We start from the raw sequence: 12270 nt of genomic DNA, 5'->3' as shown, positions 1-12270 counted from the left end.
CCCCGCCCGCCGGGTCACAGGACGCGGAGGATGTCCTCCACACGCTCCTTCGCGTCGCCGAACAGCATCTGCGCGTTCTCGCGGAAGAACAGCGGATTCTGCACGCCGGCGTAGCCGGAGGCCATCGACCGCTTGAACACGATGACGTTCTGCGCCTCCCACACGCGCAGCACCGGCATCCCCGCGATCGGCGACCCCGGGTCTTCGGCGGCGGCCGGGTTGACGGTGTCGTTCGCGCCGATCACGAGCACGACATCGGTGGATGCCAGGTCGTCATTGATCTCGTCCATCTCGAGCACGACGTCGTACGGCACCTTCGCCTCGGCCAGCAGCACGTTCATGTGCCCGGGCAGGCGACCGGCCACCGGGTGGATGCCGAAGCGCACGTCGACGCCCTTCTCACGCAACCGGTGCGTGAGCTCTGCGACGGGGTACTGCGCCTGCGCGACGGCCATGCCGTAGCCCGGAGTGATGACCACCGACGACGCGGATGCCAGCATCTCCGCCGCCGACTCGACGTCGATCTCGCGGTGCTCACCGTGGTCGGCGTCATCGCCCTTGGGCGCTTCGATGCCGAAGCCGCCGGCGATCACCGACAGGAACGACCGGTTCATCGCCTTGCACATGATGTACGACAGGTACGCACCCGACGAGCCGACGAGCGCACCCGTCACGATGAGCAGGTCGTTGTTCAGCAGGAAGCCCGCGGCAGCTGCCGCCCACCCCGAGTAGCTGTTGAGCATCGAGACGACCACCGGCATGTCGCCGCCGCCGATCGAGGCGACCAGGTGCCAGCCGAGCAGCAGTGCGACCGCCGTGACGGCGATGAGCAGGGCGAGCGAGGGGGTGATGACGTACCAGACCGTCAGCGCCACGAACACGACGAGTGCACCGAGGTTGAGGAAGTTCTTGCCCGGCAGCACGAGCGGCTTCGACGCCATCCGCGCCGACAGCTTCAAGAACGCGACGATCGACCCGGTGAAGGTCACGCCGCCGATGAACACGCCGATGAACACCTCGGCGTGGTGGATGTCGGCCAGCGCCCCGGTGAGGCCGGAGTCGTGCAGGTGGCCGTTCCAGCCCACCAGCACCGCCGCGAGACCGACGAAGGAGTGCAGCAGTGCGATGAGCTCCGGCATCCCCGTCATCTCGACGACGCGCGCGCGCCACAGGCCGATGATCGCGCCGACCACGACCGCTGCTGCGAGCAGGGTGAGGCCGATCGTGCCCGACGTGGTGCCCCACGCGGCCGATGCGGCGAGCCACACGGTCGCGACCAGGGCGATCGCCATGCCGACGATGCCGTAGACGACGCCGCGGCGGGCCGTCTCGTGCTTGCTGAGCCCCGCGAGGCTCAGGATGAACAGGAGCGCGGCGACGATGTAGGCCGCGGTGCTGATCGAGATCGCGAGACTCATCGGTCGCCCTCCTTCGAGAACATCGCGAGCATGCGTCGCGTCACGGCGAACCCGCCGAAGATGTTGATGGATGCCAGCAGCACAGCGGCCGCGGCGAGCACCTGCACGACGAGGTCATCGGCGGTGATCTGCACCATGGCGCCGACGATGATGATGCCGCTGATCGCGTTGGTGACGCTCATGAGCGGGGTGTGGAGGGCGTGCGCGACCTTGCCGATGACGTAGAAGCCGACGACGACCGACAGCACCAGCACGAGGAAGTGCTGCGGCAGCGGTGCAGGGGCGAACGCGCAGACGGCGAACAGTGCGGCGATACCGGCGGCGATGAGCCCGGTCTTCGCGCCCTGCGACATCGTCTTCTTCGGTGCGGGTGGTTCCGGTGGCGCGGCGGCTGCGGCGGCCGGCGCGGCAGAGACCTGCGCGGGCGGCGGCGGCCAGGTGATCGTGCCGTCCTTCACAACGGTCACCGAGCGCTGCACGATGTCGTCGTCGTCGATGGTCAGCGTGCCGTCTTTGCTGGGCGTGAGCAGCTTCAGCAGGTTGAGGAGGTTCGTGCCGTACAGCTGCGACGCCTGCTGCGGGAGCCGACCCGGCAGGTCGGTGTAGCCCAGGATCGTGACGCCGCCCGGCGTGACGGTGCGCTCGCCGGCGACCGACCCCTCGACGTTGCCGCCCTGGCCGGCGGCCATGTCGACGATGACGCTGCCGGGCTTCATGCTCGCGACATCCGCCGCCGTGATCAGTCGCGGTGCGGCCCGCCCCGGAATGAGCGCGGTCGTCACGATGATGTCGACGTCGGCGGCCTGCTCGGAGTACATCTCGGCGGCGCGACGGTTGTAGGCGTCGCTCGTTGCCTTCGCATAGCCGTCGGAGGAGACCTGCTTCTGCTCGTCGGGGACGACGACCTCGAGATACTCGCCGCCGATCGAGCGGACCTGGTCGGCGACTTCGGGGCGCGGGTCGGTGGCCCGCACGATGGCGCCGAGGCTGGATGCCGCGCCGATCGCAGCGAGCCCTGCCACACCGGCGCCGGCGACGAGCACCTTGGCGGGCGGCACCTTGCCTGCGGCGGTCACCTGACCGGTGAAGAAGCGACCGAACTCGTGCGCCGCCTCGACGACGGCGCGGTAGCCCGAGATGTTCGCCATCGAGCTGAGCACGTCCATCGACTGCGCGCGTGAGATGCGCGGCACGGCATCCATCGCGAGGGCGGTGACGCCGCGCCCCGCGAGCGCCTCGAGCAGTTCGGGGCGCAGTGCGGGGGCGAGCAGTCCGATGACGGTGGTGCCCGGCTGCAGCAGCGACATCTCGGCATCCACCGGCGCGGCGATCTTCAGCACGATGGCTGAGGACCACGCGGTCTGACGGTCGACGATCTCGGCGCCGGCGGCGACGTACGCGTCGTCGGGAAAGCTCGCGCCCGCCCCGGCCCCCTGCTCGACGACGACCTCATAGCCGAGGGCGATGATCTTCTCCGTGGTCAGGGGCGAGACGGCGACCCTGTGCTCTGCTGGCTGCTCAGCGACGATGCCGATGCGCGTCATGGTGGTCCTTCCGGTCGGCAGCGACGCCGACGGTGTGCGGGACTCCTCAATCTATTGGCGCGTCAAGGCCTGGATGGGAGCGTTTCGGTGAAAGATCCCCGGTTCTTGAGGAGTTCGGATGCCGGAGCGCGGTTGCCGGGCGGGGCCTTCCGTAGACTCGGGGGCATGACCTTCTCTTCGTCTCCCGAGCTCGAATCCGACCGCCAGGCGCTGATCACGCTCATCGGCGACGAGGCCGTCTTCCACGGTGACTTCACCCTGTCGAGCGGCAAGAAGGCGTCGTATTACGTCGACATGCGCAAGCTCACCCTGGACCACCGCGCCGCACCCGCGATCGGGCGCATCATGCTCGACCTGATCCGCGACGTCGACGGCATCGTGGCGGTCGGCGGGCTCACGCTCGGCGCAGACCCGATCGCCAACGCCGTCATGCACGAGTCGGTGCGCGCGGGCCGCCCCCTCGACGCGTTCGTCGTGCGCAAGGAGCCGAAGGACCACGGCCGAGGTCGCCAGGTCGAGGGCGCCGACGTGTCGGGCAAGCGCGTCGTCGTCGTCGAGGACACGTCGACGACGGGGCAGTCGGCGCTGAAGGCCGTCGAGGCGCTGCGTCGCGAGGGTGCCGAGCCGGTGGCCGTCGCTGTCATCGTCGACCGCAAGACCGGCGCGCAGGCCGCAGTCGAAGCCGAGGGGCTGCAGTGGCTGGCCGCGATCGACCTCGACGATCTCGGCCTCGCGCCGCAGTAGGCCCTGGGCGTCAGCAGCGACGGGTTCATGTCCGTCGTTGTCACAATCTGACTAAAGCGCTTTACAAACGGGACGGGGCTCGTCTAGCCTCGGCACGTCGGACACCCCGCTCCGGCCCTGCCGCCGCTTCAACGGAGAAGTCCCATGCGACGACGACCGCTGCACACCCGCATCCTCACCTCGATGGCTTTGGCCACCACGGCCATCCTGCTCGCTTCGGGCGCCCCGCCCGCGCTCGCCGCGGACGGCGACACGCACACCATGGTCGATCCGTCTGCGACCGCCCAGACTCGATCGCTCTTCGACTTCCTCGAAGAGCAGCAGGGGCAAGGCGTGCTGTTCGGCCAGCAGCACGCGACCGACTACAGCATCGGCGGAGGTGACTCCGATGCGTACGACGTAACCGGAGACTATCCGGCTGTCTTCGGGTTCGACACGCTGATCATCGACGGCGGCGAACGCCCGGGCATCGATTCGAACACGCCTGAACAGAACGCCGATCTGCTCGCGCAGGCGTTCGTCGACGCCGACGCCAAGGGCGGCATCCCGACGCTCAGCGCGCACTTCGACAACTTCGTCACCGGTGGTGCGTACAACGACGTCAGCAACCGTCCGGTCAGCCAGATCCTGCCCGGTGGCGACTTCAACGACGAGTTCCTCGCGTACCTCGACCTCATCGCGCGCGCCGCGCAGGGCGCCGAGCGCGCCGATGGCACGCTCGTGCCGGTCATCTTCCGTCCGTGGCACGAGAACACCGGTTCGTGGTTCTGGTGGGGTGCCTCGCACGCGACGACCGCGGAGTTCAAAGAGATCTTCCGCTACACCGTCGAGTACCTGCGCGACGTGAAGGGCGTGCACAACTTCTTGTACTCGTTCTCACCCGGCGGCACGTTCGCCGGCGATGCCGACCGTTACCTCGCCACCTACCCAGGCGACGAATGGGTCGATGTGCTCGGCTATGACACCTACGAGAACTCAAACGAACCCGATGACTCGTCGGTGTGGATCGATGAGGTCGTCACCGATCTCGGGATGCTGGCGCGTCTCGCCGAGACGCGAGGCAAGATCTCGGCGTTCACCGAGTTCGGGCGCAACGGTGATCGCACCATCCAGCCGACCGGCAACAAGAGCCTGACGTACTTCACCGACCTGTTGGCCGCGATCAAGGCGGATGCCGACGCTTCGAAGATCGCGTACATGCTCACGTGGGCGAACTTCGGCGGCGGGCAGATCTACGTGCCGCCGGCAGGCCACGAGATGGCGGATGATTTCGCCGCGTTCGCTGCCGACGAGCACACGGTGTTCGCGGGCGACCTGCCAGTCGACCTCTACACCCGGTCGATCTCGACGGCTGCTCACGATGCGTCGATCCGCATCGCCTCCCCGGCGGACGGGTCACGGGTCGAGGAGCTCCCCGCCACCGTTCGTATCAAGCTGACGGGCGTCGACGACGCCGATGTCTCCGGCGCCGCGTTCACCGCCACCGGCACCGACGCGCCCGTCGAGCTGGTGCTGGATGACGAGGGGTTCTGGTCGGCTGAGTGGGATGCTGCCGGTGTCGACGAGAACAGCGAGGCGACGATCACCGCGGCAGTCACGACGGGCGAGCGCGCGCTCACTGCGACGACGAACGTCATCGTCGGCGCCGCGCCAGAACTCGCGCCCGGCGTCATCGACGACTTCGAGACCTACGCGAATGACACCGCGCTGCGCACCGCGTACACGGCCGAGAACACCGCCGCCAGCACCTTCTCCTTGGCAGAGGTCGAGGGGCGCAGCCGCGCGCTGCAGATCGCCTACGACCTGAATGTGGGCGGCTACCTCGGATTCACGAAGGCCTACGCCCAGTCGCAGGACTGGTCGGCCGACAACGAGTTGCGACTCTGGCTTGATCCGGATGCGTCGAACCAGAAGCTCGTCATCCAGGTGACGGCCGGCGGGTTGGCGTTCGAGGGATACCCGTCGCTCGCTGGCGACGAGCCCGGCGAGGTCGCGCTCGCGTTCGAAGACTTCCGGACACCGACCTGGCAGAACCAGCCGGACGCGCGTCTGACACCGCAACTGCTCGACTCGGTGACGAAGTTCGCGATCTACATGAACCACGTCGGCGACGCGCCGACCTCAGGAACGATCCGCATCGACGACATCTCGACTGCGGGTGAGGGAGCCGAGCCGGAGGAGCCGGAGACCTCGACGGGCCCGATCTCGCTGGACGACTTCGAGGCGTATGCCGATACCGACGGGCTGCGCGCGGCGTGGTCGAATCGCAATGGGGCGCAGCAGCTGACGCTCGACCGCGACGCTGCGAGCGGATCGCAGGCGACCGAGTACGCCTACGACTTCGGTGCCGAGACCTATACGCAGGTCGCGCGCTGGATCGGCGGGCAGGACGCCGCGAACTGGGCGGGTCGCGACCGCGTGCGACTGTGGGTCGACCCGAACGGTTCCACCCAGAACCTGCTCATCCAGTTCCGCACGCCGGCGCAGCCGGGCCAGTCCGAAGACACGTTCTGGAACCTCGAGCACCGGCTCGACGGCGCGGAGGCCGGCACCATCGAACTGAACTTCGCGGATGCCGTCGTCGGCTGGCCCTCGGGCATCGACCCCGAACTGCGCCCGAGCGCGACGGACTTGGCCGATGTTCGCGAAGTCGTGCTGATGCTGACGCAAGCCGACACTGAGGCACCCGCCACCGGTTCGGTTGTGCTCGACGACATCGTCGTGACGGGCGAAGATGCCACCGAGCCCACCGAGCCCACCGAGCCCACCGAGCCCACCGAGCCGACCGAGCCGACCGAGCCGACCGAGCCGACCGAGCCGACCGAGCCGACCGAGCCCACCGAGCCCACGGAGCCGAGCGAGGCGCCGGTCGCGGGTTCGACCGGCGGGCTTGCCGCCACCGGTGGCACGACGGCACTCGTCACCGGAACGATCGCGCTCGCACTGGCGGCGCTGACCCTGGGCTTCGTGCTGGTCGTCCGCCGCCGCCGGGCCTGAGTTCTTCCGCGGCCGCGGCTACTCACCACCGCCGCGGCCGCGGAAGAACTGCACCGCGAACACGATGAGGGTGCCCAGGAGGATCACCGTCGTCGTGGCGAACAGCATCGTCTGTTCGAACTCGTTCATCAGAGGCCGTCCGCCAGTTCGGGCAGTTCTGTCTCGACCGGCTCGACCGGCAGCAGATCGGCCACCGAGTCGAGGATCTCGTCGGGCCGGAACGGATACTTCGCGATCTCGGCGTCATCCGAGATGCCGGTGCGCACCAGCACGGTGTGCAGCCCCGCCTCGATGCCGGCGACGACGTCGGTGTCCATCCGGTCGCCGATCATGCCCGTCGTCTCGGAGTGCGCCCCGATCTGGTTGAGCGCCGAGCGGAACATCATCGGGTTCGGTTTGCCGACCACGTACGGTTCGCGGCCGGTCGCCTTCGTGATGAGCGCAGCGAAGGCTCCCGTCGCGGGCACCACACCCCAGGGCGTGGGGCCGGTCGCGTCGGGATTGGTGACGATGAAGCGGGCGCCGTCGTTGATGAATCGGATCGCCTTCGTGATCGCCTCGAACGAGTACTGCCTCGTCTCGCCGACGACGACGTAATCGGGCTGCGTCTCGGTCATGATGTAGCCGGCCTCGTGCAGCGCCGTGGTCAGCCCCGCCTCGCCGATCACGAACGCCGAGCCGCCGGGCAGCTGCGACCGGAGGAAGTCCGCCGTCGCGAGCGCCGAGGTCCAGATGCGTTCCTCCGGAACGTCGAGGCCGGACGCCCGCAGTCGCGCGCTCAGATCGCGCGGCGTGAAGATCGGGTTGTTCGTCAGCACGAGGAACGGCGTGCCGGTGTCGCGCCAGTGCGCGAGCAGGTCGGCGGCGCCCGGAATCGGGCGGTTCTCGTGGACGAGCACGCCGTCCATGTCGGTCAGCCAGCAGTCGATGTCGGCGCGTGTCCGCATGGGACCAGACTAATCGGCTCGATGCCCGTAGTGTCGGTCTCGTGGCGCGCGACACCTGGGACCCCGAGCTGCTGCCCGACCTGTCCGGCAAGCGCTACCTGGTCACCGGTTCCAACGCGGGCCTCGGCTTCTTCTCGTCGCTGCAGCTCGCCGGTGCGGGTGCCCACGTCATCATGAGCGGCCGCAATCCCAACCGCCTCGCCGCAGCGCGCGGCGCCGTGCTGCGGCAGCATCCGGATGCCTCGGTCGAGACGCTCCTGCTCGACACCAGCAATCTCGGCTCGGTGCGCGCGGCCGCCGCAACGGTGAAGTCGCGCAAGGGGCTCAACGGCATCCTGCTCAACGCCGGCGTCGTGCACCCGCCACGCCACCGCGAGGTCACCCGCGACGGGCACGAGATGGTCTTCGCCACCAACGCGCTCGGCCACTACGCGCTGGCCGGCGCACTGTTGCTGCCGCTCGCCGCGGGCCGTGGGCGGCTCGTCTGGAACGGGTCGATCTCGACCATGCTCACCCCGATGGACCCCATCGACCCCGAGCTCGAGAACGGCTACACGCCGTGGCGGGCGTACGTGCAGTCCAAGATCGCCACCACCGCACTCGGATTCGAGGCCGATCGTCGACTGCGGGCCGCGAACGTGCCCGTCGCGAGCGTCGTCGCGCACCCGGGCTACTCGATCGGCGGGCGCACCCGCGGCATCGCCGGTGTGAACGCGCCGAACCGGCTCAAGCGGTTCACCGACAACCTGCAGGCGCCGATCACGCAGTCCAAGGAGCGCGGTGCCTGGCCGCTCGTACGGGCACTCGTCGATCCCGACGTCGAAGGCGGGCAGTTCTGGGGTCCGTCGCGGGTAGTGACCGGCATCCCGAAGCTGTCGACGCCGCCCAAGATCACGCGCGACGAGAACATCTGCGCGCGACTGTGGGACTACTGCGAGTACGCGACCCGCACCGAGTGGCCCTACCTCAAAGCCTCGCGCACCCGCGCTCGCTGAGCTGCAGGTCTGTCAGGCCGTGAGCCAGACGGCCTCGGCCGCGCCCTGCGGCAGGGTCACGGTGGGGGAGTCGTCGATCGCGACCGCGTCACGACCCGTGACGGTGAGGGTGTGGCCGACGTCGATGCCGGCCTCCTCCAGCGCGCGCAGCAGCTCGGGGTCGCGGTCGCTCACCCGCAGCACGCGACCGGCGTGCCCGATGCGCGCTTCGCCGAGCAACACGAACGGCACCCGCTCCACTTCGCCCGCGGCGTCGGGGATCGCGTCGCCGTGCGGATCGAACCGCGGATGCCCGAGCCGCTCCGAAATGCCCTCGAGCAGGCGGTCGCTGATCGAGTGCTCCAACACCTCGGCCTCATCGTGCACTTCGTCCCACGCGTAGCCGAATTCGCGCACCAGCCACGTCTCGATGAGTCGGTGGCGGCGGATGATGGATGCCGCCCGCAGACGCCCGGCATCCGTCAGTGTCACGGGGCCGTACGGGCGGTGCGAGACGAGGTCCTGCGCGGCGAGCTTCTGCACCATTTCGGTGACCGTCGACGGCGCGAGACCCAGCACGCCGGCCAGTTGTGACGGCGTGATCGGGGCGGTCTGCCACTCGGTGTGGTGGTAGATCGCCTTCAGGTAGTCGTCGATCGCGGCGGAGGGCACGCTTCAGGCTATCCGCCCGTGAACACGAGCCACAGCAGGACGCCGTTGAGGGTGATGAGGAACAGCGATGCGGCGATGCCGGCGGCGGTCGTCCACACGCGGTTGCGGAACCCGCCGAGCACGTCGCTGCGGGCCGTGAGTGCCACGAGCGGCACGAGCGCGAACGGGATGCCGAAGCTCAACACCACCTGGCTCAGCACGAGCGCGAGGGTGGGGTCGACCCCGATCGCCAGGATGATGAGCGCCGGGGCGAGGGTGAGCAGGCGTCGGGCGAGCAGCGGGATGCGCACCTTGAGCAGTCCCTGCATGATCTCGGCACCCGCGTAGGCGCCGACGGCGGTCGAGGCGAGGCCGCTGGCGAGCAGCCCGACGGCGAACAGGGTCGCGATGACCGGGCCGAGCCCCGCGCCCAGCGCTGCGTGCGCGCCTTCGAGGCTGTCGGTGCCGGGCGCCCCGGCGAGGTTCGCGGCAGCCAGCAGCAGCATGCACAGGTTGACGGTGCCCGCGATGGCAAGCGCGATGGTCACGTCCCACTTGGTGGCCCGCAGCAACCGGGCGGTCCCGATGCCCCGGCGACCTTCGAGCGCAACCGCATCCCGTTCCGCAGTCACGTGCGCCGGGCCGACGGCGCCGATACCCCGCGCACGTGACTGCGGAGTGGTCGATCCGGGGGCGAATCGGTCACGGGCGAGGGCGCTGTGCGCGTAGATGGCGTGGGGCATGATCGTCGCGCCCAGAATGGATGCCGCCAGCAGCACCGAGTCGGTGCCCTCGAAGCGCGGCACGAGCCCGTCCGCGACGCTCGCGGCATCCGGCGGTGCGACGAACACGCCGTACGTGAAGCCGAGCGCGATGATGAGCATGAGCCCGATGACGACGAACTCGAAGCTGCGGGCGCCGCGACGCGCCTGGATCAACAGCAGCGCGATCGACACGGTGCCGGTGATCACGCCGCCCCACAGCAGCGGCACGCCGAACAGCAGCCACAGCGCGACGGCACCGCCGATGACTTCGGCGATGTCGGTGGCCATCGCGACGAGTTCGGCCTGCAGCCAGTAGGCGCGTCGTCCCCAGCGGTTCTGGATGCGCTCGCCGAGCGTCTCGGCGAGGCTACGCCCGGTGACGATGCCGAGTTTCGCCGACAGGTACTGGATGAGCCACGCCATCGTGTTGCCGAGCACGACGACCCACACCAGCAGGTAGCCGTAGCGGGCGCCCGCCGTCATGTTGCTGGCGACGTTGCCCGGATCGAGGTAGGCGACACCGGCGACCAGCGCGGGGCCCAGCAGCCACGCTGCGCGCTTCGCCCGATTCGGGGCGGGGCGCGTGTCGACGGCCGCACTTTTCGGCATACCGAAAACCGTAGCGGATTTTTCGGCTACCCGAAATATGCCGACGGCCGGGCAGCCGGTCGAGTTGGTGGCACTCGTTGTCGCTCGCCGGTGCGCTGCGCGACAACAAGTGCCACGAAGTCGGCAGGGGGTCATCGGAAGGGGAGCACCTCGTACGTTGCGCCGTGCTGTCCGGCGAGGGCGACGGGGCGGGTGTCGACGGTCTGCACGAAGCGGTGGTGCGTGTCTAGGGCGTCGGGCACCGGCGGGTGGTAGACGGGCAGGGTGCCGATGCCCTCGTTCGACAGCCACACGAGATCGCGGCCGGCGCGCACCCGGTCGATCGTGGCGGCGAACTCGCGCCGGCCGTCGGCGTCGAGGTAGAGCAGCACGGCCGAATGGAAGACGACCAGGGTTGCGTCGGCGGGCGCCTCAGCGACGAGCGGCTCGAGCTGCTCGCGGATGTCGCCCGCCACGACCCGAGCCCGGTCGGATGCCGCGATCGCCGCCGCACCGCGCAACCGTGCGACCCGGGTGTCGTGGTCGGGGCCCGGCCAGATCAGGTTCGCGAGCCAGGCGACCGCATCGCTGTCGGCCGGATCGATCGGCGACAGGTCGATGCCGGCGCGCCACACGACCTCCGGCATCCGCTCGGGTGCGGCGGCGGCGTCATCCAGCCGGCAGTCGAGCACGACCTCGCTCGGGCCCGAGGCCGGGTCGAGAGCGCGCGGACCGTCCGGGGTTGCGTACCGGTAGCTGTACCGGTCCGGATGCAGGCAGAGTCCGGCCGCGGTGCCCGTCTCGAGCAGCGCGACCGGACCGTCGATGCGTGAGAGCACCGGCAGCAGCGTCGCGCAACGCGTCGCCTCGTTGGTCTGCGTCGCCCGCGTCGAGGCGAGCGCGGCGACGTCGTCGACGTGCGCCAGGAACCACTCGCGGAAGTCGCGATAGCCGGTGAGGGGACACCCCAGCCACCGCGCGCACGCGAACACGAGGTTCGGCTGCCGCTTCAGCCTCGGCAGCGCGACGATGTGCGCGAGCGCCTCGGCATCGTCCGCGATGCCCACCGCCCACTCCTCGTAGAGGGGCGATGTGCCGTGCGCCCATCGCCGACCGAAGTCGTCGTAGTGCGCGGCGTAGACCTCGAGGTCGGCGGTCACGGCACCTGCATCACCAGACGATGCCGCCGCCGAGCGAGATGCCGCCCCACGTGAGCGCGATGAAGATCGCGGCGAACACGACGGGGGCGATGCCCTTGCCGCCGCGGGCGAGGCCCTTGAGCAGCCCGATCACCCCGAAGATCGCAGCGACGACAGAAAGGCCACCGCCGAGGATCAGTCCGATGAAGAGGGGGATCGGCATGAGGATGAGGCCGGCCAGCCCCACCCAGAACGCCACCCAAGCAGACGGATTCGAACGGTTCGCGGCGACATCAGACATGGCCCGATTCTCGCAGATCGCGCCTGTGGCGCACCTGCAGGTCACCGCTGTTGACACCGGAACCCCGACCGGATCACACTGAGATGGCCTCGCTACCTGGTGGAGGCGGCATCGCACCTCATGCCTCGAGGCGTCGCCCTTCTGGACGGCGCCGCAGCCGACGGGCTGCGCCTCCGCGATTCACGCGGTTCTAGCGATCTGCA

At 69.4% G+C, this 12270-nt stretch carries 10 protein-coding genes; 3 read left to right on the top strand and 7 right to left on the bottom strand.

The window, feature by feature from the left end; translation table 11 throughout:
- Positions 1-14: 14 nt before the first annotated feature.
- Complete coding sequence (gene pntB, locus ACSF8R_RS06785; protein ID WP_434811106.1) at positions 15-1418, bottom strand: Re/Si-specific NAD(P)(+) transhydrogenase subunit beta; 1404 nt, start codon at positions 1416-1418, stop codon at positions 15-17.
- A complete protein-coding gene (locus ACSF8R_RS06780) occupies positions 1415-2962 on the bottom strand; it encodes a Re/Si-specific NAD(P)(+) transhydrogenase subunit alpha (protein ID WP_434811105.1) in 1548 nt (515 codons plus the stop codon). The genes pntB and ACSF8R_RS06780 overlap by 4 nt, the downstream gene beginning before the upstream one ends.
- A 165-nt stretch (positions 2963-3127) precedes the next feature.
- On the opposite strand from ACSF8R_RS06780, the gene pyrE reads away from it, so the two are divergent.
- Positions 3128-3706 carry an orotate phosphoribosyltransferase gene (gene pyrE, locus ACSF8R_RS06775; RefSeq protein ID WP_434811104.1) on the top strand — a complete coding sequence of 193 codons (579 nt, stop codon included), beginning with the start codon at positions 3128-3130 and terminating at the stop codon, positions 3704-3706.
- Positions 3707-3850: 144 nt separating this feature from the next.
- On the top strand, positions 3851-6703 hold the full coding sequence (locus ACSF8R_RS06770) for a glycosyl hydrolase (RefSeq protein ID WP_434811103.1): 2853 nt from the start codon (positions 3851-3853) through the stop codon (positions 6701-6703).
- A 128-nt stretch (positions 6704-6831) separates the two neighbouring features.
- On the opposite strand, the gene ACSF8R_RS06765 is transcribed toward ACSF8R_RS06770, so the two are convergent.
- Positions 6832-7650, bottom strand: coding sequence for an HAD-IIA family hydrolase (locus ACSF8R_RS06765; RefSeq protein WP_434811102.1), 819 nt, complete (start codon positions 7648-7650; stop codon positions 6832-6834).
- A 41-nt stretch (positions 7651-7691) separates the two neighbouring features.
- Here ACSF8R_RS06765 and ACSF8R_RS06760 point away from each other — a divergent pair, with 41 nt between their 5' ends.
- Entirely contained in the window at positions 7692-8645 is a 954-nt protein-coding gene (locus tag ACSF8R_RS06760; protein ID WP_434811101.1) for an SDR family NAD(P)-dependent oxidoreductase, read from the top strand.
- A gap of 12 nt (positions 8646-8657) precedes the next feature.
- On the opposite strand, the gene ACSF8R_RS06755 is transcribed toward ACSF8R_RS06760, so the two are convergent.
- From ACSF8R_RS06755 to ACSF8R_RS06740, 4 genes are all read right to left on the bottom strand, one after another.
- Entirely contained in the window at positions 8658-9296 is a 639-nt protein-coding gene (locus ACSF8R_RS06755) for a metal-dependent transcriptional regulator (RefSeq protein WP_434811100.1), read from the bottom strand.
- Positions 9297-9304: 8 nt separating this feature from the next.
- A complete protein-coding gene (locus ACSF8R_RS06750) occupies positions 9305-10648 on the bottom strand; it encodes an Nramp family divalent metal transporter (protein WP_434811099.1) in 1344 nt (447 codons plus the stop codon).
- A gap of 131 nt (positions 10649-10779) precedes the next feature.
- The gene (locus ACSF8R_RS06745) at positions 10780-11787 is read right to left on the bottom strand and encodes a DUF2332 domain-containing protein (RefSeq protein WP_434811098.1); all 1008 of its coding nucleotides are present in this window, start codon (positions 11785-11787) and stop codon (positions 10780-10782) included.
- A 10-nt stretch (positions 11788-11797) separates the two neighbouring features.
- On the bottom strand, positions 11798-12067 hold the full coding sequence (locus ACSF8R_RS06740; protein WP_434811097.1) for a hypothetical protein: 270 nt from the start codon (positions 12065-12067) through the stop codon (positions 11798-11800).
- Positions 12068-12270: the final 203 nt, after the last annotated feature.

The sequence above is a fragment of the Microbacterium sp. bgisy189 genome (assembly GCF_965345345.1).
Lineage (GTDB): Bacteria > Actinomycetota > Actinomycetes > Actinomycetales > Microbacteriaceae > Microbacterium.
Note: the sequence above shows the minus strand (reverse complement) of the source record. Positions and strands in the feature narration are given on the sequence as shown.